The organism is Actinomycetota bacterium, from assembly GCA_036280995.1.
Lineage (GTDB): Bacteria > Actinomycetota > CALGFH01 > CALGFH01 > CALGFH01 > CALGFH01.
This window is the reverse complement of the sequence record DASUPQ010000623.1, coordinates 1-22,275: the sequence shown is the minus strand read 5'-3', so window position 1 is coordinate 22,275 and position 22,275 is coordinate 1. Positions and strand designations below refer to the sequence as shown.

The following is a 22,275-nucleotide window of genomic DNA, read 5'->3' as shown; positions in this document are numbered from 1 at the left end:
CCATCGACCTCCAGTAAAGCTTCCAACCACTCTCCGGGATAAGTCACCCACGAGAGCGTCGATCCTTGGGGTATCGGCGCGCCCGCCAGATTCCTGCAGCCCTGCGTTCTATGGCGGTCCGCCCCCTATGCCCCGATGTCGGGGGTGGTCCGCGTGACCCCGGGCTTGGCATGATGCGAGCATGCGCACATGGAGCAGGCACCGGTGACCGGGTCCAGCGAGCCGCTGGTCTCGGTGGTCGTGCCGGCCAACAACGAGGCCGCCACCGTCCCGGCGTTCGTCGAGAAGACGGCCAAGGCCTTCGCCGAGCTGGGCCGGCCGTGGGAGCTGGTCTACGTCGACGACGGCTCCAGCGACGGCACGGCCGCCGCCGTCGAGGCCGAGGCCGCCCGCGAGCCCCGGGTCCGCCTGATCCGCCAGCGCCGCCGCCTCGGCCTCACCGAGGCCCTCAACCGCGGCTTCCGGGAGGCCCGCGGCGACGTCATCGTGTTCCTCCCCGCCGACCTGGAGTCCGACCCCGAGGTCGACGTGCCCCTGCTGCTCGGCAAGCTCGACCAGGGCTACGACGTCGTCGCCGGCTGGCGCCAGGGCCGCCGCGACGGCAAGCGGGTGGCCAGCCGGATCGCCAACGTCGCCTGCCGCCTGCTGTTCGGCCTCGAGGTCCATGACCTCAACTGGATCAAGGCGTTCCGCCGCGAGGTCACCGACGGCCTCGCCCTCCGCTCCCAGTGGCACCGCTACATCCTGGTCTTGGCCCACCACGAGGGCTACCGCATCGGCGAGGTCAAGGTCCCCTACCGCCCCCGCGAGGCCGGCCGGTCCAAGTTCGGCCTCGGGCGGCTGCCGGTGTCGGCCATCGACGTGGTGACCCTCAAGTTCCTGCTCACCTTCCAGCGCAAGCCGATCATCTTCTTCGGCGGCCTCGGCTCGGCCCTGATCGGCGCCGGGCTGCTCGTCTGGGCCTACCTCGGCTGGCTGTTCCTGGCCACCCAGACCCAGCGCCGTCCCCTGATGCTGGCGGCGGGTATCGCCATCCTGTCCGGCCTGCTGATCGTGCTCGTCGGGTTCCTCGGCGAGCTGGTGGTGAACGTCTCCGAGCGGGTCGAGCGGCTGGAACGGCGGCTGGCCCGCGACCTCGACCGCGACCCTTGAGCGCCACCGAGGCACCTCCCTCCGGCTCCTCGGCGTCCAACCCGGCGCCCGCCCCGCCCGACCCCGGGCCGGCGCGCGGCCGGGCCGCCACCTGGGTCGCCGTCGCCCTGGCCAGCCTGGCCGCGTTCGTGGTCCTGACCTGGCCGCTGGCGCTGCACCCGGACCACTTCTGGACGATGGCCGGCAACCGCGGCGTGGCCGCCGAACCCAACTTCGTCGCCCGCCCCGGCGGCATGCACGGCGGCGACCACCTCCAGAACGTGTTCATCCAGTCGGTGGTGGTCGACAACGTGCGCGCCCTGCGCAGCCCGTACCTGGACCTGCGCGAGGGCGCGGCCGGGCCGGCCCCGCTCAAGACCACCTCGCTGGACGTGCCCTGGACGGCCCTGCTGGCCGGCACCTGGCCGCTGGCCGGCCTGGTGCCCGCCTACAACCTGGCCCTCGCCCTCTCCTCGGTGGCCGCCGGGCTGGCCGCGTTCGCCTGGCTGCGCCGCCACACCCGCTGGCAGCTCCTGGCCGCGGCCGGCGCCCTGGCCTACGCCTTCACCCCCCACCGGATGTTCCAGCTCACCAGCCACTTCAACGCCGTCATGTGGTGGGCCTTCCCGGCGGCGCTGCTGGCCTTCGAGGTCATGATGGAACGGCGGCGAGCGGGGCGGCCTTGGGGCTGGCCGGCGGCCGGGCTGGCCGCGGTCACCCTGACCGTGGCCACGAGCGGCGAGTTCCACCTCATCCTGTACCTGACCGGGCTGCTCGGGTTCCTGGTCGTGTGGGCGCTGGTGGCCGGCCTGGCCGGCCGGCGCGGCGTGCCCTGGGGGCCGCTGGCCGTGGTCGTGGCCACCCTCGCGGTGGCCTGCGCCTACGTCCTGCTCGTCTTCCAGGCCGTGTTCAAGGGATCGGTGGCGGGCGACAACGGCAGCTGGCAGCAGGTCGTGCTCTACTCCCCCGCCTCGGTCTGGGCGCTGGTCCGCAAGAGCTTCGGCACCCAGGGCGAGGGGCTGATCTACGTCGGCTGGCCGCTGCTCGTGCTGGCCGGGACCGGCCTGGTCGCGGTCGTGGCCAGACGGCGGGCCGCGCTCGCCTATGCCGTCCTGGCCGTGCCCCTGGTGCTGCTCACCTACGGGGCGCGGGCGAACGTCGCCGGGGTCCAGGTGTACCGGTTCCTCTTCGACCACCTGCCGTTCCTCTCCCTGCAGCGGGTCCCGGAGCGGCTGATGGTGGTGACGGTCCTGATCCTGGTCCTGCTGGCCGTGACCGCCCTGGACGTGGCCGCCGGCCTGCTCGCCGGGCGGCGCCGCGCCCTGGTCGCCGCGGCGGTCGTGCTGTCGCTGGTCACGGTCGGCCTGCTGGCCGACTACCGGGTCTCCAGGAACCGCCTGGAACCGGACAGGGCGGACAACCGGGTGGTGGCGGCCCTGCGGGCGGCCGGGGACGGCGCCGGGCCGGTGCTGGGGGTGCCGATCCTGGGCCAGGCGGTCACCTGGAACTCGGTCAGTACCTATCTGGGAGCGCAGAGCCGGCGCCGGACGCTGAACGCCTACAACCAGACCCCGGCCCCCTGGCTGACCGACCGGGTGGCCCGCCTGGAGCCGCTCAACCGCGGCCTGGCCGACCCGGCCGCCCTGGACGTGCTCCGCCAGACCGGCACCCGCCAGGTCGTGGTGGTCGACGAGCCGCGCGTGTTCGCCCCCGGCGAGTGGCAGGTCACCGTCGACCGCCTGGTCGCCAGCGGCCAGTTCCGCCTGGTGGCTCGCGATGGTCCCCTGGCCCTGCTCGAGCGGACCGGCTGACCCAGCGTGGCCACGCGGGGCGCAGCCTGGCTGCCCGGGCCGGCCTGACTACCCGGGGGCGGCGGGCCACCCCGGGCCCGGGCGGCTCCCCGGGGCCCGGGGCCGGGGCATGGCGGAACCACCAACCTCCGGTGCGGGCCCCCACTCGGGAGGGTAGCCGACCCGGGAGGAGGGGGTGCGCGGTTGTCCACACCCCCCGTCGCAACGACGCCGGCGCGGCCATCCAGACGCCCGGTGCGAACTCTCAGAGGTCGCGGCGGCGGAACGCGGCGGCGGCCAGGGCGAGGCAGGCCGCCGGGTAGGCGAGCGCCCAGGCGAGCATGGCCGGGGCCATCGGGGCGGTGGAGACGAACGGCGGGCCGTCCACCTCGCCCCCGGCCAGGGAGGTGGCGGCCAGGAAGCCGGGCGGGAGGACGTGGAACGACGCTCCGCGCCAGACGGCGTCGGCCGGGAGCAGGAGGCCGGCGGCCGTGCCCAGGTTGGCCAGCAGCTCGTTGCCGGGCGGGATCGTGGCCACGAACCCGAGGATGCCGCCGAGCCAGGCCAGGCCGAACAGGGCCAGCATGACCACCCCGTTGGCCAGCGTCGGCAGCACCGTGCTGCCGAGCAGGCTCACCGCGAGCAGGATCAGGACCTCCAGCAGCATGAGCCCGACCACCCGGCGGGCGTCGCCGGGGGTGAAGCCGGCGACGACCCGGGCGGTGAGCAGGAGGGCGCCGCTCATCACGAGCACGTAGGCGGCGAGCAGCCCGGCCAGGGCGAGGAAGCGGCCGAGGAGGTACTGGAGGCGGCTGAGGGGACGGGCGAGCACGGCGTGGAGGGCGCCCGAGTCGATCTCCGGGGAGACCGAGGCGACCCCCAGGAACAGCCCCAGCAGCGCGCCCAGGAACTGGACCCCGTAGAGCCCGAGCACCAGCACCAGGGTCGAGACGGCCAGGAGCTCCTCGCGGGCCGACAGGACGCCGGGGCCGAGCGTCCCGGCCTCCAGCACGGCCCGCTGCTGGTCGTGGTAGAGGAGGGCGTACCCGACCGCGAACAGGGCCACGAAGGCGACGCTGAGCACCACCCCCGCCGCCAGAAGCCGGCGGCGGCGGGCCTCCAGCACCGTCCAGCGGGCCACCACCAGGACGCTCACCGGCGCGCCCTCCGATCCACCAGGGTCTCGTATGCGCCCGCCCTGCTCATTGCTCGCGCACCTCCCCGACCAGGTCGACGAAGACGTCCTCCAGCGACCGCTGCACCGGCACCATCCCGTACAGCTGGTAGCCGGCCCCGACCAGCAGCCGGGCCAGGTCGGGGGCGACGTCCAGGGTCTCGACGGCCAGGGTGACGGTGGTGCCCTCGACCGCGACGACCCGGCCGCGCCGTCCCAGCAGATCGAGCACGTCGCGGTCGGCGCGGTCCAGCAGCAGCCGCAGCTGGGTCGCGGCCCCGGCCAGGTCGTCCAGGGGCCCGCTGGCCAGGACCCGGCCCTGGCTGACGATCGCCACCCGGTCGCAGACCGCCTCGACCTCGGTGAGCAGGTGCGAGTTGAGGAACACGGTGACCCCGCCGGCGGCCAGCTCCCGGACGAGCTCACGGACCTCGCGGCGGCCCACCGGATCCAGGGCCGAGGTGGGCTCGTCGAGCAGGACCAGGTCGGGACGGTGGAGGATGGCCAGGGCCAGGCCGAGGCGCTGGGTCATGCCCTTGGAGTAGCGGCGGACGCGCTCGCCGCCCCGCCCGGCCAGGCCGACCCGGTCCAGCAGCTCGGGGATGCGGCCGGCCAGCGTGGCGGCGTCCATGCCGGCCAGGCGGCCGTGGAAGCCGAGCAGCTCGGCGCCGGTCGCCCACTCCTGGAAGCGGAAGTGCTCGGGCAGGTAGCCGACGCGGCGACGGGCGGCCGGCTCGCCCGGCGGGCGGCCGAGGACCAGGGCCTCCCCGCCGCTGGGCCGGACCAGGCCGAGCAGGATCTTCATGGCGGTGGTCTTGCCGGCCCCGTTGGGCCCGAGGAACCCGAACACCTCCCCGGGCTCGACCCGCAGGGTCAGGTCGTGCAGGGCGACCCGGGACCCGAAGGCCTTGCGCAGGCCGGACGTGGCGACCGCCGGGACCTCGGTGGAGGTCCCGGCGGACGCCGTCTGGTCAGCGGAGGCTGTCCGCGACATCGCGGGTCTCGTCCCTCCCGAGCACGCTGGCCACCCCCCAGATGTGCCCGTCGCGCTGCCAGAGCAGGGCGTTGAGCCGGCCCGTCCGGTCGGCGAAGCTGAGCGCCTCGGCGCCGCCGACGGTGGCCGGGCGCGAGCGCACCTCGTCGGAGGGGACCGGGAGGGGCAGGGTGGCGCGCCAGTCGCCGATGGCCCGGAGCCGGGCCACGGTCTCGGCGGGCAGGCCGGGCAGGTCCAGCACGACCTCGCGGAGCTCGGCCAGGCTGGCCCCGCCCTCGGTGCTCAGGCCGAGCGTCCCGGCCTTGCCGACCAGCAGCGCCGGCCCGCCGTCGCGGCCCGCGTACTGCTGCACGACCACGGCGGGGACCTGGATGACCAGCCGGGTACCGTCGTACCGCTCGGGCAGGGTCGCGCCCGGGCGGCCGTTGCGGCGCAGGTAGTCGAGGGCCCGGTCGCGGTCGAAGGTGACGCGGGACTCCTGGGCCCGGGTGACGAGGATCCGCTGGGGGGTCCGCTCGACCCCGGCGGGCAGCACCGACGGGTCGACCGCCGGGACCGCGAAGCCGGCCATGCGGCCCGCCTGGGCCAGGTCGGCGGCCACCTGGGGTTCGCCGAGGCCGCCCATCTTGATGGCGTCGCCGGTGAACACGCCCGTCTCCACCAGGTCAGTCACGACGTCCTCGACCTGGGTCGCCTGGCCGGGGTCGAGCGGGACGACCTCGAGCCGCTGACTGCGGAACTGGGCCAGGAAGCCGGCGGCGGCGGCCCGCCCGCCCGGCGTGGCCACCAGCCCGGTCAGCACCAGGGCCGCGACCAGTGCCGCCGCCACCCCGCGGGTCCGGGCCCCGAGCCCGGCCAGCCGGCCGCGCCCGGTCAAGGGGATCGGGGCCGGGGGCGGTGTCGCTCCCGCGGCCGGGGCCGGCTCGGCGGGAACCGGCCCGGCCGGGGCCGCGACCGGACCCGTCCGGGTGGCGGCCAGCCGGTCCCGGCGGCGCTCCAGGCGGGCCAGGGCGGCCTCGACCTCGGCGGCGGCCGGCGGGGCGTCGGGGGCGGTCAGGGCGATGGCCAGGGCGGCCAGCTCGGCGTTGCGCTGAAGCTCGGCCAGGGTGCCGGAGCAGGCGGCGCAGCCGCGGGCGTGCTCGCGCACGGACGCCGGGGTGCCGCCAGGGTCGTCGATGGACGCCCGTAGGGCGCCGAGGTCAGGGCAGGGCATCGTAGGCTCCCGGGTCGGCGTCGTCGCTGTCGAGGTAGGCCTCACGGAACGCCCGCTCGCCGCGGGCGAGCAGGACCCCGACCGAGCCGACGGCCAGGTCGAGGGTGGCGGCGATCTCCGCGTAGGAGTAGCCGGCGTGGCGCAGCAGCAGCGCGGCCCGCTGCCGCTCGGGCAGGGCGGCCAGGGCCTGGCGCACCGCCCGCTGCTGCTCGGCCCGGAGGACGTCCAGCAGCGGGGTCGCGCCCGTGTCGGCCTCGTCGTCGGCCCGGTCGGCCAGCCCGGCCCGCTCCAGCCGGGCGCTGGTCCGGCGCCGGCCCCGCAGCCGGTTGTAGGCGGTGTTCAGGCAGACCCGGCGCAGCCAGGCCGCGACCTCGTCGTCGGGCCGGTCCAGCACCGCCTGCCCGTCGAGCCGGAGGAAGGTCTCCTGGGCGACGTCCTCGGCCTCGCCGTGGTCGCCGAGGAGCCGGTAGGCGAGCCCGTGCAGCTCGCGGTACCGGTCCCGGAACACCTCCGTGAACCGCTCCTGGGAGCCCGATCGGGCCCCGACCTCATCCCGCACGGCGCGCACTGCCGCTCCTTCGATGTCCGCGTGTGGCCACGGTACCTCTCACCCTGTCCAACACCGCCCGGCCCCGCCGTCTTACACCGGGGTGCGGTAGCGGGCGGCCAGGTGGGCGACCCCGGCGCCGGCCAGCTCGACCAGCATCATCCAGACCCGGGAGAGCAGGGCCACGACCAGGGCCGGACCGGCCGGGAGGACCGGGGCCAGGGCGACCACCAGGACGCCCTCGCGGACGCCAAGGCCGGCCGGGGTGAGGAGGGCGAGGAACCCGGCGGCGTAGGCGGCGGCGTAGGCGGCCATCACCAGGGGCACGTCGGCCGGGGCCAGGGGGTAGAGGCTGGCCACCAGGGCGGCGAAGGCCAGGCCGGTAACCGCCCAGTAGACGGCGTAGCCGGCCGCCAGCAATGCCACCGTGCCCGCCGACGGGGTCAGGTCGGCGGGGTCGAACCCGGGCATGCGCCGGCGGGCCAGCCCCAGGAGCTGGCGCCGGAACACCGCCGCCAGCGCCGCCACGGCGGCCACCACCAGCGCGCCCAGCAGCGCCGGCCGGCCCAGCCGGGCCCGCTCGGCCAGGAGGACGGGCAGCCCGGCCGCCACCGCCACCCCGACCGAGAGGACCTGGGTGAGGGCCATGACGGCCAGGGTGGTCCGCCGGGCCACGCCCTCGCGCCGGGCCAGCTCGACCGCGCCGACGTAGCTCCAGACGTTGCCCGGGACGTAGCGGGCCAGGTTGGAGAGGAACCAGATCCGGGCCCCGGCGGCCACCCGGGTGCCGGCGGCCCGGTGCAGGGCCAGGCCCCACAGGCAGGCGACCAGCCCATAGGAAAGCGCCAGCAGCGCCGTCGCCACCGCGAAAAGGCCCGGCTCGAGCCGCCATTTCAGGGAAATGACGTCATTCCAGCGCGCGGCCAGGGTGGCCACGAAAAAGCCCGTGACCACGGCCAGCACCGCGACCGTGCGCCAGCGGGAGCGCCTCGGAGCGCTTGCAGGCGGCGAATCGGCATCCACAGCCGCGCATCCTAGCGGCGCCGGGTGTTTGCCTGCCCCGCCCATTTGGATTACCGTCATGAGCCCGGCAGACGTTTTCCGTTTCAAGGAGGAATCCCCCCTGATGGCAGTCAAGGTCGTCCATGTGTCGGACATTTCCGGCAAGGAGGCCGACGAGCAGTCGCTTGGTCGGCTCGTGGTCCATGAGCACCCCGAGTACGCCGACCTGCCGGTGACCCTGGAGGTCCTCCCCGAGGAGGTCGAGACGCTCCAGGGGGCCAGCCGCTTCGTCACCGTCGAGTGGATCGCCCCCGGCGCCCGCAAGGGCGAGCGGATGGTGGTCAGCCTCGACGACTTCAACATGCTGGCCGGGGCCGGCGTGATGGAGTCGGCCGTCCAGGACGCCCTGATCGCCAAGCACCGCAACCGCCCCCGCTCGGTCGCCGGCGGCGGGTCGGGCGGCCGCTCGGGCCGTGGCAAGGTCAACTACGCCACCCTCGAGCACGCCGGCGAGCCCCACCGCGGCCGCATCACCGAGGCCGAGAAGGAGCTGGTCCGCAAGAACCTGGACCAGATCAACCGGCGCCTCCGCGAGGCCGGCCAGCGCGAGATCGACCCCAGCGACCAGGCGATGCGCGACCGCTACGGCCTCGAGTAGCACCGCTCCAGCTTCGCGATTCCCTGCAACCGGTCGCCGGGCCGGCCGCGAAGTACGGTCGTGCCCAGTTCCTCGTTGCAGGAGGTCATGTAGTGGCAAGACTCCGCGTCCTGGTCGGCGCGATCCTGACCGCCGCCCTAGTCCTGGCCTTCGCGGCCCCCGCGTCGGCGACCGGCGGGACCGCCAAGGTCCGCGCCTTCCACAACAGCCCCGACACGCCGGCGGTCGACATCTACGTCAACGGCGCCAAGACGCTGTCGGACGTCACCTACGGCACCCTCAGCGACTACCTCGAGGTGCCCAAGGGGACCTACAACGTGCAGGTCAAGGTGGCCCCGTCGACCGGGAGCGACCCCGCCGCCCTCGAGGCCGACGTGCGCCTCGGCCGCCGCCCGACCACCATCGCCGCCATCGGCTCGCTGACCGGCGACGGCGGCGCCCTCCAGCTCAAGGTGCTGCGCGACCGCGACACCGTCTCCCGCCACCTCACGCGGCTGCGGGTGGCCCACACCAGCCCCGACGCCCCGGCCGTCGACGTCCAGGCCAAGCTGGCCGGCCGCTGGATCCGGGTCGTCCGGAACCTCGAGTTCGGCGAGGCCACCGGCTACCTGCTGCTGCCGGCCTGGAAGTACCGGCTGCGGATCGTCGCCGCCGGCACGAACACCGTGGTCAAGGACCTCGGCAAGGTCCGGCTCAAGGGCAGCACCTCCTACACCGCCTGGGCGGTCGGCTTCCTCAGCCCGACCGACGACTACCCTGGCTTCGACGTGTTCGTCTCCGTGGACGGCTGATCGGAAGAGCATGGAGTCCGTCTGGGACTACCCGCGGCCGCCGAGGGTCGAGCCCTCGGCGGCCCGCGTGGTCGTCGAGCTGGACGGGGAGGTGCTGGCCGACACCCGCCGCAGCCTGCGGGTGCTGGAGACCAGCCACCCGCCCGTCTACTACATCCCCGCCGCCGACGTCCGCACCGAGCGGCTGCGGCCGTCGGCCCGGCGGGCCACCTGGTGCGAGTACAAGGGCGAGGCCAGGTACTACGATGCCGGCGACCATACGGCGGTCGCCTGGTCGTACGCGTCGCCCAGCCCCGGCTACGGGGCCATCGGCGGCTGCTACGCCTTCTACCCGGGCCAGGTGGACCGGGCGACCGTCGACGGCGAGCAGGTCGAGGCCCAGCCGGGCGACTTCTACGGCGGCTGGATCACCTCGGCGGTGACCGGCCCGTTCAAGGGCGGGCCGGGCACGACGGGCTGGTGACGGAGCGGAGGTGACCACCGGGTGCCGGTGCTGGTCGGGACCTCTGGCTGGCAGTACCGGGACTGGCGGGGCCGCCTCTACCCCGAGAGGCTGGCCCAGGCCCGCTGGCTGGAGCACTACGCCGACCGCTTCGCCACCGTCGAGTCCAACAACGCCTTCTACCGGCTGCCCGAGGCCACCACCTTCGCCGCCTGGGCCGAACGGACCCCACCCGACTTCGTCATGGCCGTCAAGGCCAGCCGCTACCTGACCCACATCCGGCGCCTGCGCGACCCCGAGGAGCCGGTCGGGCGCCTGATGGACCGGGCCCGCCACCTCGGCGCCAAGCTCGGCCCGGTGCTGCTCCAGCTGCCCCCGACCCTGCGGGCCGACCCGGCCGCCCTGGACCGGACCCTGCGGGCGTTCCCGGCCGGGACCCGGGTCGCGGTCGAGCCCCGCCACGACAGCTGGTGGACCGACCAGGTCCGCGACCTGCTGGCCGGCCACGGGGCCGCCCTCTGCCTGGCCGACAGCCCGCGCCGCCCCACGCCCGTGTGGCGCACCGCCGACTGGACCTACCTGCGCCTCCACGAAGGCACCGCCGACCCCCGCCCCTGCTACGACCGCCCGGCCCTGGCCGCCTGGGCGGCCCGCCTGGCCGAGCTGGTCGGTCCCGGCGCCGACGCCTACGTCTACTTCAACAACGACCCCGGTGGCTGCGCCGTCCGCGACGCCGTCTGGTTCGCCGAGGAGGCGGCCCGGGCCGGCCTCCACCCGACCCGGGTCCCGGCCCCCGACGAGGCCCCGGCGGGCTAGCGCCGGCGCAGGTACTCGGCGCGGGTGCGTTCCATCTCGGCCTGGAACTCGGCCACGATGGCCGCGGTGCCGTCGGGATAGGCGGACGCCTCGGCCAGGTACCGGGCGCCCCGCTCGGACTCGGAGGCCTCGGCCAGCACCCCGGGGTCGACGCGGACGGGGGCGCCGGTGAGCAGGGCCAGGTTGAGGACGTCGCTGGGGCGGGCGTCGACCTCCTGGGTCCCGGCCGGGCCCTCGACCACGGCCACGCCGTAGAAGGTGCCGTCCTCCAGGCCGGTGACCCGGGCCTCGGCAAGGCGGCCGCCGGTCGCCGCCAGCAGGGACGTCATGAACTGGTAGGCCATCGGCCGGGGCAGCTCGGTCCCCTCGAGAGCGAACGCGATCTGGAGGCCCTCGAACGCCCCCACCCAGATGCACAGCCGCCGCTCCCCCGCCGCCTCCGACAGCAGGATGGCCGTCTTCTCGGGCCGCCCCTCCTCCTTCGGCTGCCGGCGGACCTCGGCCACCCGCATGGTCACCGGCCCGGTCGCTGTCGCCATGTCGTCCTCCCTCCACCACGCCGCCAGCTCCTCGCGGAGGGCGGCCCGGCCCTTGTGCAGCCGCGTCTTGACCGCCCCGACCCCGATGCCGAGGGCGGCCGCCACCTCCCGGTGGGCCATCCCCACCAGGTAGAACAGGACGACCGCGGCCCGCTGCCCGGCCGGCAGCCGTCCGACCGCCCGGCGCACCCGCCGGGCCGCGTCGGCCGCCTCGGCCCGCTCCGCCGGCTCGTCCGGCACCGGGTCGGGCCCGGCCCGCCCGCCGGTCAGCGCGGCCAGCGACCACGCCTCCCGGGCCTGGTCGCGCCGCCACCGCCGGCACACGTTGAGCCCGATCCCGCCCAGCCAGGCCCCGAACCGCTCCGGCCGTTCCAGCCGGTCCAGCGAGACCATCGCCAGCAGCACCGCCTCCTGCGCGGCGTCCTCGGCCAGCCCCGGGTCCCCCAGCACCCGCCGGCACACCCCGACCACCATCGGCCGGTGCCTCGCCACCAGCTCCGCGAACGCCCCCTCGTCCCCCTCCCGGGCCAGCCGCACCAGCGTCACGTCGTCCATCACCCGGTAGTCGCGCCCGCGGTGGCGGGGGTTACCCGGGGGCGGGATCGAGGTTGCCGGGTTCGTGGAGGCGGAAGCCGAGCTGTTCGGGGCGGTCGGCGGCGGGGCGGAAGACGACCCGGCGGACGTGCTCGTAGGGGACGAACAGGAGGGAGGCGCGGTCGGGGTCGTCCTCGTCCTCGACGACCTCGAGGCTGACCCAGGGGGCGGTGGCGGTGAGGACGCGGCGGACCACGAACTCGGTGCCGTCGGCGGTCAGGAGGCGGACCTGGGGGCTGGTCGCGGGGGTGCCGGCGGTGTAGGTGGCGATGGCCTCGGGCAGGGAGGTGGCGAAGAACTCCTTGTCGAACACGGCTGCTGCTCCTGTCAGAGCCCGACCGCACGGGCGATGAGGATGCGCATGACCTCGCTGGTGCCCTCGCCGATCTCCAGCACCTTGGCGTCGCGGTAGAAGCGGGCCACCGGGAACTCCTCCATGAAGCCGTAGCCGCCGTGGACCTGGACGGCCTCGCGGGCCGAGGTGACGGCCGCCTCGGAGGCGTACAGCTTGGCGATGGCCGCCTCCCGGCCGAACGGCAGGCCGGCGTCGAGCCGGGCCGCGGCCCGCTGCCAGGCCAGGCGGGCGGTGTGGGCCCGGACCTCCATGTCGGCGATCTTGAAGGCGATCGCCTGGAACCCGGCGATCGGCTGGCCGAAGGCCTGGCGCTCGCGGGCGTACTTGGTGGACTCGTCGACGCAGCCCTGGCAGAGGCCGGTGGCCAGGGCGGCCACGGCGATGCGGCCCTCCTCAAGGGTGCGGAGGAAGTTGGCCAGGCCGCTGCCGCGCTCGCCGAGGGTGTTGGCCACCGGGACCCGGCAGCTCTCGAAGATCAGCTCGCGGGTGTCGGAGGCATGCCAGCCGACCTTGGCGTAGCTGCGCCCGACCCGGTAGCCGGGGGTGCCGGCGGGCACGATGATGTTGGTGAGCTCGTTGCGGCCGTCGGGCCGCTGCCCGGTCACGGCGGCGATGGTGACCAGGCTGGAGCGGTCCAGGCCGGCGTTGGTGATGAGCGCCTTGGTGCCGTCGATCACCCAGTCGTCGCCGTCCAGGCTGGCCCGGGTCGTGAGGGCCGCGGCGTCGGAGCCGCCGCCCGGCTCGGTGAGCCCGAACGCGCCCAGCTTCTCCCCCGTGACCAGCGGCCGCAGCCACTGGTCGTGCTGGGCGGCGGTGCCGTAGCGCCAGATCGGCATGGCCCCGAGGCCGACGGCGGCCTCCAGGGTGATGGCCACCGAGGAGTCGACCCGGGCCAGCTCCTCGATGGCCAGGCACAGGGTGGTGTAGTCGGCGCCCATGCCGCCGACCTCCTCGGGGAACGGCAGCCCGAACAGGCCCATGCCGGCCATCTGGTCGAGCACCACCGGGTCGAGCGCCCCGGCCCGGTCCATCGCCTCCGCCCGGGGGGCCACCACCTGCTCGGCGAACGCCCGGACGATCTTGCGGAACTCCTCCTGCTCGGGTGCCAGCTCAACGTCCATCGTCACTCCCTTGTGGGATGAGCAGCGTGGTCGGCGCCTTGTGGGCGCCCGGCCATGCTAACCGCCGCCGCCACCCCGGGGGTCGTACTCCAGGCCGAGGAGGGCCAGGTCGTCGTCGTGGCGGCCGGCGGCGTGCCGGTCGACCAGCTCGACCAGGCGGTCGAGGGCGGCGGCCAGGGAGTCGGCGGCGACCGCCTCCTCGAACACCGACCGGTCGAGGAACTCGCCGGCGGCGTTGCGGGCCTCGACCAGCCCGTCGGTGTAGCAGACCAGCCGGTGGCCGGGACGCAGGTGGCCCTGGCTCTCGTTGGCCTGGGTGCCGAGGCCGAGCGGCGCCGCCACCTGGACCAGCCGGGGACCGGCGCCCAGCGGGGCCGGGTGGCCGGCCGAGGCGAGCAGGATGCGGCCGTCGGGGTGGAGCCGCCCGGCCAGGGCGGTCACGAAGTCCTCGTCGCCGCCCTCGCGGGCCACCAGCCGGTCGAGGCGGTTGAGGATGCGGGCCGGGCCGGCCCCCTCGCCGGCCAGGCTGCGGAAGGCGCCCTTGAGCACGGCGGCCAGCGAGCTCGCCTCCAGCCCCTTGCCGCGGGCGTCGGCCAGGATGAAGGCCAGCCCGCGCTCGTCCAGCTCGACCACGTCGTAGAAGTCGCCGCCGATCTGGGCCAGGCCGCTGGCCGACTGGTAGCGGACCCCGACCTGGAACCCGGCGACCCAGGCCGGCGGGGTGGTGAGCAGCAGCGCCTGGACCTGTTCCAGCACCTCGGTCTGGGCCCGCACCCGCTCGGAGCCGGAGATGGCCCGGGCGCCGAGGCCGGCGAACGCCTCCGAAGCCTCCAGGGCCTGGGCGGACAGCCTGGGGTCGCGCTTCCAGGCGAGCACGATGGTGCCGAGCTGGTCACCGGTGCGGTCCAGCAGCGGCAGCCAGAGCAGGCTGGCCAGGCCGCGGGCGGCCAGCATCGGAGCCTCCGGCTCGGTCGAGCGGGCGCTGACCCGCCGGGTCACGGTCATGAAGGCGGCCGGGAAGCTCGCCCGCGGCAGCCGGATCGGCATCGCCGGCACGTCGGGGTCGCGGGCCTGGGCGACGGTCACCATCTGCTCGCCCTGGCGGCGGTAGACCGCGGCCGCGTTGGCCGCGTACAGGGTCCGGGCCGACTGGGCGAGCAGGTCGTAGGCCTCCTCCGGCTCGAGGCCGGCGGCCAGCGACCCGGCCATCCGGATGGTGTCGGCGGCCCGCTCCAGGGCCGACTGCTCGCGCTGGGAGGCGCCCCAGTTGACCAGCGCGAACAGGGTGGCCAGGGTGATCAGGACCACGCGGATGGCGAGCTGGTCGCTGGTCAGCTTCCCGGTGAAGACCCCCAGGGCTGCGGCCGCGGCCAGGGTGACCACGCCGACGGCGATGACCTGGCTTCGCCGGGTCGACAGCCGGCTGGCCAGCAGCGGGGCCAGGACCAGGAACCCGCCCACGACCACGTTGTCGGCGAGCACCTCGACCACCGCGATGACGGCGATCAGCAGGTACGGGAGCAGCCAGCCGCGGCTCGCCGCGGCCGCCCGGGTGCCGGCCGTCACCGGCGTGGCCGCCTCCTGCACGTGCTTCTCCTCACACCTGGCCTGCCCGACGGAGCCTGAACGATCCATTGGCCGACGACAAGACGGAGCTTCCTCTACGATGACCGCCTTGACCGACCCCGACGAAAGGGCACCCTGGGATGCGAACGCTGGTCACGGGCGGTTCCGGTTTCATCGGGTCGGCGCTGGTGGACCGCCTGGCCGGCGACGGGCACCAGGTGACGGTCGTCGACGACCTGTCAACGGGGCGGCTGGAGAACCTGGACGGCGCGCGCTCCTCCGGCCGGGTCGAGCTGGCCGAGATCGACCTGGCCGGCCCGGAGCTGGCCGGAGTGGTCGCCGGAGCGCGGCCCGAGGTCGTCTACCACCTGGCCGCCCAGATCGACGTGCGCCGCAGCGTCGCCGACCCGCTGCACGACGCCCGGGTCAACGTGCTCGGCACCATCGCCCTGGCCAAGGCGGCCCTGGAGGCCGGCTGCCGGCGGCTGGTGTTCGCCAGCTCCGGCGGGACGGTGTACGGCGAGCCCGACCCGGCGGCCCTGCCGATCGACGAGCGCTATCCGCCGCGGGTGACGAACCCCTACGGGGTGTCGAAGCGGTCGGCCGAGGACTACCTGGCCTCACTTGCCGACCTGCACGGGCTGGAGCCGGTCAGCCTGCGGCTGGGGAACGTCTACGGGCCCCGCCAGGACCCCCACGGCGAGGCCGGGGTGGTGGCCATCTTCTGCAACCGGCTGCTGGCCGGCGAGCCGGTGACCATCTTCGGCGACGGCCGCCAGACCCGCGACTATGTGTTCGTGGAGGACGTGGTCGACGCCTTCGTCGCCGGCGGGCAGCACCCGGACGCCCCCGGGGCCCGGGTCAACATCGGCACCGGGGTCGAGACGTCGGTGCTGGAGCTGTACAGCGCCCTGCGGGAGGTGTCCGGGCTGGGCGGCGAGCCGGCGTTCGCGCCCGCCCGGCCGGGCGAGCTGGCCCGGATCGCGCTCGACTCGGCCGAGGCCGGCCGGGTCCTCGGCTGGCGGTCCCGGGTCGGCCTGGCCGACGGGCTCGCCCGCACCTGGGCGTGGGCGTCCCAGGAGGTCGCCCCCTGGTGAATCAATGACCTCGCTGGTCCGGGTGGAGGTTGCCGGGCGGGTGGCCACCGTCACCCTCGACCGGCCGGAGGCGCTGAACGCGATCTCGACCGAGCTGGCCGTCGAGCTGGCCGAGGCCGTCGAGCCGCTGGCCACCGACCCCGGGGTGCGGGCGGTGGTCCTGACCGGGGCCGGGAAGCGCGCCTTCTGCGTCGGGGCCGACCTCAAGCAGCGGGCCGGCTTCGACGACCACGGCTGGTTCGTGCAGCGGGAGGCGTTCCGCCGCGGGTTCGCCGCCGTCCGCCGCTGCCCCCTGCCCACGGTGGCGGCCGTTTCCGGCTTCGCCCTCGGCGGCGGCACCGAGCTGGCCCTGGCCTGCGACCTGGTGGTGGCCGACGACGACGCCACCTTCGGGCTCCCCGAGGTCCGCCTCGGCCTGGTCCCGGCCGGGGGCGGCACCCAGCTGCTGGTCCGGCGGGTTGGCCGGTCGGTGGCCAAGGACCTGGTCCTCACCGGCCGCCGCGTCCCCGCCCCCGAGGCCCACCGGCTCGGCCTGGTCGACCGGGTCGTGGCCCGGGGAGAGGTGCTGACCGCGGCCACCGCCCTGGCGGCCGAGATCGCGGCCAACGCCCCGACCGCCGTCCGCATGGCCAAGTGGGCCATCGACCTGGGCGCCGACCTGGCCCAGGAGGCGGCCATGGAGGTCGAGGACGAGGCCTGGCGGCGGGCCGTCCTCTCCGACGACCGCCGCGAGGGCATCGCCGCCTGGGTCGAGAAGCGCGAGCCCAATTGGCCGGGGGGCTAGGCTTGAGCCCCCCCGGCCCCCCCGACTTCTAGCGGCTGGCGTCGCTGCGGGCTTCCTCGGCCGCCAGGTCGAGCTCGAACCAGACCGTCCTGCCGTCCGGGCTGCCGTCCACGCCCCAGCGGTCCGACAGGGCGTCGAACAGCTCCAGGCCGCGGCCGGTCATGGACTCGAGGTGGTGGACGCGGCGGCGCGGTCCGCTGGGGCCGCCGCCGTCGTGGACCTCGACCCGGAGCAGGTGGTCGGAGATCAGGTAGGCGACCGAGAAGCTGCCGCCGTCACCGGTGGCCGAGTGCAGGACGGCGTTGGTGGCGGCCTCGCTGACGAGGAGCCGGCTGACGTCGCGGGCGGGCCCGCCGCCCTGGATCGCGGAGGCAACGAAGCGACGGGCCGCCGCGACCTGGTCGGCGTGCCCGCTGAACTCTCGAAACCCCTGCGCCTCCAACATCCCCGCTTCCGACAACCCGATGACGACCCCCTATCGCCGTCCTCCGGCCTCCAGCTCGACCACGATCTGGCCGGCCGCAACCGGCCCGTCAACCGCGGATCTTACCCCGACCACAATGCCAGAAAACGGAGCAAGCAGCGGCGTCTCCATCTTCATGGCCTCGACCACGGCCAGCAGCTCCCCTTCGGCAACGCGCTGACCTGCGGTGACCGTCAGCCTGGCCAGGGTCCCGGCCAGCGGCGAGGCCACCAGCCCCCCGCCGCCGGCGCCGCCGCCGGGGGGCCGGGGGCGGTGCCGGTACAGCCGCACCGGCCAGGTCCGCCCGCCGGCGGTGACGTGGAAGTCGGCGCCGTCCTCCGGGGCCGCCGCCGGGGCGACGCCGGCGAGGTCGACCGCCTCCTCCAGCCAGGTCGTCCAGTGCCTGGCCGCCCGGAAGTCGTCGTGGTCAAGCACCCGGGCCAGGGCCGGGACGGTGGTGGCGACGCCCTCCACCACCAGCTCGTCGAGGGCGGCCCGCATCCGCGCGATCGCCTGGTCGCGGTCGGGGGCCCAGGCGACCAGCTTGCCCAGCAGGTCGTCGTAGAACGGGGGCACGGCGTCGCCGCGTTCGTAGCCGGCGTCGACCCGGACGCCGGGGCCGCCCGGCCAGCGCAGGGCGGTGATCGTGCCCGGGGTGGGCAGGAAGCCGCGGGCCGGGTCCTCGGCGTTGACCCGGCACTCGATGGCGTGGCCGCGCACGGCCACGTCGTCCTGGGCCAGGCCGAGCGGCTCGCCGGCCGCCACCCGCAGCTGGGCGGCGACGATGTCGATCCCGGTGACCTGCTCGGTGATCGGGTGCTCGACCTGGATGCGGGTGTTCATCTCCAGGAACCAGGCGCCGCCCGAGGCCGGGTCCCAGAGGAACTCAACCGTCCCGGCGCCGACGTAGCCGCAGGCCTTGGCCACCGCCACCGCCCAGGTGCGCAGCCGCTGGCCGACCTCGGCCGGCAGCCCGGGTGAGGGCGCCTCCTCGACCAGCTTCTGGTGGCGGCGCTGGACCGAGCAGTCCCGCTCCCCGAGCTGGACGATGGCGCCGTGGGTGTCGGCCAGCACCTGGACCTCGACGTGGCGGGGCCGGGGGAAGAAGCGCTCCAGGTAGCAGGCGCCGTCGCCGAAGGCGGCCTGCGCCTCCCGGGTGGCGGCGGCCAGGGCCTCGGCGGCGTCGCCGGGGCCGGCGACGACGCGGATGCCGCGGCCGCCCCCGCCGGCGGCCGCCTTGACCGCGACCGGCCAGCCGTTGGCCTCGCCGAAGGCGACCACCTCGGCCGGGTCGGTCACCGGGTCGGTCGTGCCGGGCACCGGCTCGACCCCGGCGGCCAGCACCGCCCGCCGGGCGGCCAGCTTGTCGCCCATCTGGGCGATGGCCTCGGGCGGGGGGCCGACCCAGACCAGCCCGGCGCCGGTCACGGCCCGGGCGAAGCCGGCGTGCTCGCTGAGCAGCCCGTAGCCGGGGTGGACGGCCTCGGCCCCCGCCTCGGCGGCGGCGGCCAGCAGCCTGTCCTGGTCCAGGTAGGACTCGGCCACCGCCGAGCCGCCGATGGCCACGGCCCGGTCGGCCTCGCGCACGTGCAGGGCCCCGGCGTCCGGGTCGGAGTGGACGGCGATCCCGGTCAGCCCCAGTTCCCGGCAGGCCCGCAGCACCCGCACGGCGATCTCCCCCCGGTTGGCCACCAGCACGGACCGGAAGGGCCGGGCGTTCATACCGGAGGCACCCCGTGCCTCCGGCGGGTGAACTCGCGGTCCTTGCCGGCGGCGGCGGCCAGACGCCGGGCCAGCTGGCCGCGGAGGTCCTCGGGGTCGACGACCGCGTCCACGACCAGGTCGGCGGCCAGGCGGACCAGGTCGACGTCCTCGCGGTACTCGCGCTGGAGCCGCTCGACCTCGGCCGGCCGCTCGGCCTCGGGGAGGGCGGCCAGCTTGTTGTAGTAGACGGCGTTGACGGCCGCCTCCGGTCCCATCACGGCGATCGACGCCGTCGGCAGGGCCAGGGTGGCGTCGGGCTCGAACCCGGGCCCGGCCATGGCGTACAGCCCGGCCCCGTACGCCTTGCGCACGACCACGCAGATCTTGGGCACGGTGGCCTCGCTGACGGCGGTGATCAGCTTGGCCCCGTGGCGGATGATGCCCTGGCGCTCGACCTCGGTCCCGATCATGAACCCGGGCACGTCGGCCAGGAAGACAAGCGGCAGGTTGAAAGCGTCGCACAGCCAGACGAAGCGGGCCACCTTGTCGGCCGAGTCGACGAACAGCACCCCGCCCTTGACCATCGGCTGGTTGGCGACGATCCCGACGGCCCGCCCCTCGATCCGGCCCAGGCCGCAGACGACCTCGGCGGCGAACTCGCGCTTGATCTCGAAGAAGCTCTCGGAGTCGACCACGGCCGCGACCAGCGGGTAGACGTCGAACGGCTGCGACTCGTCGGTCGGGACCAGGGGAGCCACCGGCCCGGGGTAGGCCGGCCCCCGCGGAGCCTCGGCCGGCGGGTCGCCCCGCCAGCTCCCCGGGAAGTAGCCGAGGTAGCGGCGGGCGGCCTGGATGGCCTCGTCCTCGTCGGCGCAGAGCAGGTCGCCGCAGCCCGACACCCGGCAGTGCATGGCCGCCCCGCCCATCTCCTCCAGGGTGGTCTTCTCGCCGATCACCATCTCGGCCATGCGGGGCGAGCCCAGGTACATGGAGGCGTTGCCCTCGACCATGAAGACGACGTCGCAGAAGGCCGGGATGTAGGCCCCGCCGGCCGCCGACGGGCCGAACAGGCAGCAGATCTGCGGGACCCGGCCGGACAGCCGCACCTGGTTGTAGAAGATCTTCCCGGCCCCGCGGCGGCCCGGGAACATCTCCACCTGGTCGGTGATCCGGGCCCCGGCCGAGTCGACCAGCCACAGCATCGGCACCTCGTGGCGCAGCGCGTACTCCTGGACGCGGAGGATCTTCTCCACCGTCCGGGCACCCCACGACCCCGCCTTGACGGTCGAGTCGTTGGCCATCACCGCCACCGTGCGCCCGCCTACGGCCCCGACCCCGGTGACCACCCCGTCGGCCGGCAGGTCGCCGGCCAGCGCGTTGGCCAGCAGCCCGTCCTCCACGAACCCGTCGGCCTCGTCGAGCAGCCGGGCCAGCCGCTCCCGCACGAACAGCTTGCCCTGCTCGCGGGCCTTGACGTGGTAGCGGTCGGCCCCACCGGCCCTGGCCTGCTTGGCCAGCGCCCGCAACGCCGGCTCGGGCCGCTCCACCGCTGGTTCGGTCACGCCACGATCCTACCCGGCTACATCCGGTCCAGGAGCTCGCGCTTCATGCGCTGGAACTCCTCCTCGGTGATGGCGCCGCGGTCGCGGAGGTCGGCCAGGCGCTCGAGGTCGTCGAGGGGGCTGCGCGTGCGGATCGGGGGGGTCGGGGGGGTCGGGGTGCGGTCGGCGGGGACCGCCGGGTGGGGCTGGGTGGTGGCGTAGCCGGCGCGGCGGCGGTCGTTGGCCTCCATCTGGCGGTAGATCTCGAGCTGCACCGCCTCGGGGTCGCGGATGTTGGAGAAGCGGGACTGGCCCTGCTCGCCGGCCGACTCGAGGAGCAGGTCGCCGACGCCGACCAGGCGCTCGAACAGCGACTGGGAGAAGGTGACGTCGTTGATCCGCTCCAGGGGGATCTCGCGGCCGAACTTGGCCACCACGCCGGAGCGGAAGATCAGCCGGTCGGTGGTGAGGACGAAGTGGGTGGTGGCCCAGCGCAGCACCCGGCCGGCCACGGTGACCAGGAGCACGGCCAGCCCGAGCAGGCCGACGGCCAGGCGGGCCGGCTGCTGCAGGTCGCCGGCGGGCATGACCACCCAGGCCGCCCCCACCCCGACCACCACCGCGACCGTGAGCAGCACGGGCACGACCAGGGTCAGCCAGTGCGGCCGCAGGTCGTAGATCAGCTCCTCGTGCTCGGCCAGGAGCCGCTCCGGGAACGCCAAGCTTCCCTCCTCTGAGGCCACTCCGTTGTCGATTCGCGACCAGCGTCATGGATGGTAGACGTGACCGGGCCGCCGTGGCCCGGGGTTCGGCGCTGGGGGCCAGGACGATGCGACGCCTGATGGCGGGTCTGGCGGTCTCTGGCATGCTCTGGGCGCTGGCCGGCTGCGCGGCCCCGACCGGAGGGGCGGCGGGCGACGGGCAGGCCCCGGCGACCACGGCGGCCGCCCGGGCCCGGGCCGCCCAGGTCAAGCAGCGCGACAGCCACTTCAGCGGCCGCCAGCTCAACCTGGCCGTGTACTACCTGCGCACCTTCGAGGGCCGCCGCTACCTGGCGCCCGAGTGGCACCCGGTCCCCTACACCAGGGCGGTCGCCGGGGCGGCCATCGGCGAGCTGCTCGCCGGCGACCCGTACTGCCCGGGCTCGCGCCGGCCCTTCCCGGCCGGGACCCGCCTGCGCGGGGTGCAGATCGAGGACGGGACGGCCACCGTGGAGCTGTCCGGGACGGGACCGCGGCTCTCGCGCTGGCCGGTCCAGGCCCTGGTCCACACCCTGACCCAGTTCCCGACGGTGCGGCAGGTCCAGCTCAGGGCCGACGGCAAGGCCGTGGGCGGGCCGCTGGCCCGCGACCGGAAGCTCCCGCTGGCCCCGATCGCCCTGGCCGAGCCGGCCCCCGGGGCCGTGGTCGCGGGCCAGCGGCTGGTCGTCAAGGGCGAGGCCAGCGTGTACGAGGGCACGGTCAGCCTGCGCCTGCGCGACGACCGCGGCCAGGTCGTGGCCCAGGGCTACGCCACCGCGGCCGTGGGCGCCCCCGGCCGGGGGCCGTTCGCGGGCGCGCTCCGCTTCACCCCGCCGGCCGCCCCCCACCCCTGGACCCTGGAGGCGTTCGAGGTCAGCGCCGAGGACGGCGAGATCGGCTACTCGGTCTCGCTCCCGGTGTGGGTGGGCCGCTAGCGGCGTCGACGACGCGGATTGGACATCGCCCGGCCGGTCCGGCATGATGCGCGGTTGACTTAGTCATGCCTAAATCTTCGTGTCGGGAGGAGCGCCGGTGACCGGCGAGGACGGGGGAGGCCGGTGGTTCGGCGACGGCGTGCCCGGCGCCCTGCGGGCGGCCGCCGGCTGCCTGGAGGCGTCGGCCCGGGAGCGGACCGGACCCTACGGCGGGGCCAGCCCGCGCGAGCTGGCCGGGCTGGTGGCCGGGGTCGAGCCGTTCCCAGAGGTGGGGGCCG

23 protein-coding genes are annotated in these 22,275 nt (G+C 75.3%); 10 read left to right on the top strand and 13 right to left on the bottom strand.

Annotated features, from left to right (window positions below):
• Positions 1-189 precede the first annotated feature (189 nt).
• A complete protein-coding gene (locus VF468_21180) occupies positions 190-1,152 on the top strand; it encodes a glycosyltransferase (protein HEX5880805.1) in 963 nt (320 codons plus the stop codon).
• Positions 1,149-2,942 (top strand): hypothetical protein, encoded by a 1,794-nt coding sequence (locus VF468_21175; GenBank protein HEX5880804.1) that lies wholly within the window; start codon positions 1,149-1,151, stop codon positions 2,940-2,942. The genes VF468_21180 and VF468_21175 overlap by 4 nt, the downstream gene beginning before the upstream one ends.
• Before the next feature lie 244 nt (positions 2,943-3,186).
• Here VF468_21175 and VF468_21170 read toward each other — a convergent pair whose 3' ends face one another.
• From VF468_21170 to VF468_21150, 5 genes are all read right to left on the bottom strand, one after another.
• Positions 3,187-4,077 (bottom strand): ABC transporter permease subunit, encoded by an 891-nt coding sequence (locus VF468_21170; GenBank protein ID HEX5880803.1) that lies wholly within the window; start codon positions 4,075-4,077, stop codon positions 3,187-3,189.
• Positions 4,078-4,123: 46 nt separating this feature from the next.
• Positions 4,124-5,089: an ABC transporter ATP-binding protein gene (locus VF468_21165; protein HEX5880802.1), complete on the bottom strand. Its 966-nt coding sequence runs from the start codon at positions 5,087-5,089 to the stop codon at positions 4,124-4,126.
• Positions 5,067-6,302 carry a hypothetical protein gene (locus VF468_21160; GenBank protein HEX5880801.1) on the bottom strand — a complete coding sequence of 412 codons (1,236 nt, stop codon included), beginning with the start codon at positions 6,300-6,302 and terminating at the stop codon, positions 5,067-5,069. The genes VF468_21165 and VF468_21160 overlap by 23 nt, the downstream gene beginning before the upstream one ends.
• Positions 6,289-6,870, bottom strand: a complete 582-nt coding sequence (locus VF468_21155) for a sigma-70 family RNA polymerase sigma factor (protein HEX5880800.1) — start codon at positions 6,868-6,870, stop codon at positions 6,289-6,291. Before VF468_21155 ends, VF468_21160 begins: the two co-directional genes overlap by 14 nt.
• 72 nt (positions 6,871-6,942) lie before the next feature.
• Positions 6,943-7,803, bottom strand: coding sequence for a lysylphosphatidylglycerol synthase domain-containing protein (locus VF468_21150; GenBank protein HEX5880799.1), 861 nt, complete (start codon positions 7,801-7,803; stop codon positions 6,943-6,945).
• Positions 7,804-7,975: 172 nt separating this feature from the next.
• Here VF468_21150 and VF468_21145 point away from each other — a divergent pair, with 172 nt between their 5' ends.
• The 4 genes from VF468_21145 to VF468_21130 all read left to right on the top strand — a co-directional run bounded on the left by VF468_21145 (position 7,976) and on the right by VF468_21130 (position 10,558).
• Positions 7,976-8,509 (top strand): hypothetical protein, encoded by a 534-nt coding sequence (locus VF468_21145; GenBank protein ID HEX5880798.1) that lies wholly within the window; start codon positions 7,976-7,978, stop codon positions 8,507-8,509.
• A gap of 92 nt (positions 8,510-8,601) precedes the next feature.
• Entirely contained in the window at positions 8,602-9,300 is a 699-nt protein-coding gene (locus VF468_21140) for a DUF4397 domain-containing protein (protein HEX5880797.1), read from the top strand.
• 10 nt (positions 9,301-9,310) lie between these two features.
• Positions 9,311-9,763: a DUF427 domain-containing protein gene (locus VF468_21135; protein HEX5880796.1), complete on the top strand. Its 453-nt coding sequence runs from the start codon at positions 9,311-9,313 to the stop codon at positions 9,761-9,763.
• Between the two features lie 21 nt (positions 9,764-9,784).
• The gene (locus VF468_21130; protein HEX5880795.1) at positions 9,785-10,558 is read left to right on the top strand and encodes a DUF72 domain-containing protein; all 774 of its coding nucleotides are present in this window, start codon (positions 9,785-9,787) and stop codon (positions 10,556-10,558) included.
• On the opposite strand, the gene VF468_21125 is transcribed toward VF468_21130, so the two are convergent.
• Genes VF468_21125 through VF468_21110 form a run of 4 tightly spaced genes read right to left on the bottom strand, consistent with a single transcriptional unit; the run spans position 10,555 to position 14,754 of the window.
• A complete protein-coding gene (locus VF468_21125) occupies positions 10,555-11,652 on the bottom strand; it encodes a bifunctional nuclease domain-containing protein (GenBank protein ID HEX5880794.1) in 1,098 nt (365 codons plus the stop codon). The two genes, VF468_21130 and VF468_21125, sit on opposite strands and share 4 nt — an antisense overlap.
• Positions 11,653-11,683: 31 nt before the next feature.
• The gene (locus tag VF468_21120) at positions 11,684-12,004 is read right to left on the bottom strand and encodes a hypothetical protein (protein ID HEX5880793.1); all 321 of its coding nucleotides are present in this window, start codon (positions 12,002-12,004) and stop codon (positions 11,684-11,686) included.
• 14 nt (positions 12,005-12,018) lie between these two features.
• Positions 12,019-13,167, bottom strand: coding sequence for an acyl-CoA dehydrogenase family protein (locus VF468_21115; GenBank protein ID HEX5880792.1), 1,149 nt, complete (start codon positions 13,165-13,167; stop codon positions 12,019-12,021).
• A gap of 57 nt (positions 13,168-13,224) precedes the next feature.
• Positions 13,225-14,754, bottom strand: coding sequence for a PP2C family protein-serine/threonine phosphatase (locus tag VF468_21110; protein ID HEX5880791.1), 1,530 nt, complete (start codon positions 14,752-14,754; stop codon positions 13,225-13,227).
• Positions 14,755-14,873: 119 nt separating this feature from the next.
• Between VF468_21110 and VF468_21105 the strand changes: the two genes are divergently transcribed.
• Positions 14,874-15,830, top strand: coding sequence for an NAD-dependent epimerase/dehydratase family protein (locus VF468_21105; protein ID HEX5880790.1), 957 nt, complete (start codon positions 14,874-14,876; stop codon positions 15,828-15,830).
• 4 nt (positions 15,831-15,834) lie between these two features.
• Positions 15,835-16,614 (top strand): enoyl-CoA hydratase/isomerase family protein, encoded by a 780-nt coding sequence (locus tag VF468_21100; GenBank protein ID HEX5880789.1) that lies wholly within the window; start codon positions 15,835-15,837, stop codon positions 16,612-16,614.
• A 28-nt stretch (positions 16,615-16,642) separates the two neighbouring features.
• Here the strand turns inward: VF468_21100 and VF468_21095 are convergent, their stop codons facing one another.
• The 4 genes from VF468_21095 to VF468_21080 all read right to left on the bottom strand — a co-directional run bounded on the left by VF468_21095 (position 16,643) and on the right by VF468_21080 (position 21,044).
• On the bottom strand, positions 16,643-17,059 hold the full coding sequence (locus VF468_21095; GenBank protein HEX5880788.1) for an ATP-binding protein: 417 nt from the start codon (positions 17,057-17,059) through the stop codon (positions 16,643-16,645).
• Between the two features lie 30 nt (positions 17,060-17,089).
• Entirely contained in the window at positions 17,090-18,799 is a 1,710-nt protein-coding gene (locus VF468_21090; GenBank protein ID HEX5880787.1) for a biotin carboxylase N-terminal domain-containing protein, read from the bottom strand.
• Positions 18,796-20,298 (bottom strand): acyl-CoA carboxylase subunit beta, encoded by a 1,503-nt coding sequence (locus VF468_21085; GenBank protein HEX5880786.1) that lies wholly within the window; start codon positions 20,296-20,298, stop codon positions 18,796-18,798. The genes VF468_21090 and VF468_21085 overlap by 4 nt, the downstream gene beginning before the upstream one ends.
• 62 nt (positions 20,299-20,360) lie before the next feature.
• Entirely contained in the window at positions 20,361-21,044 is a 684-nt protein-coding gene (locus VF468_21080; GenBank protein ID HEX5880785.1) for a PH domain-containing protein, read from the bottom strand.
• Between the two features lie 119 nt (positions 21,045-21,163).
• Between VF468_21080 and VF468_21075 the strand changes: the two genes are divergently transcribed.
• Together VF468_21075 and VF468_21070 are read left to right on the top strand one after the other, a co-directional pair.
• On the top strand, positions 21,164-21,997 hold the full coding sequence (locus VF468_21075) for a Gmad2 immunoglobulin-like domain-containing protein (protein HEX5880784.1): 834 nt from the start codon (positions 21,164-21,166) through the stop codon (positions 21,995-21,997).
• Between the two features lie 97 nt (positions 21,998-22,094).
• Positions 22,095-22,275 (top strand): hypothetical protein (locus VF468_21070; protein ID HEX5880783.1); only part of this gene is annotated, 181 nt, incomplete at its 3' end.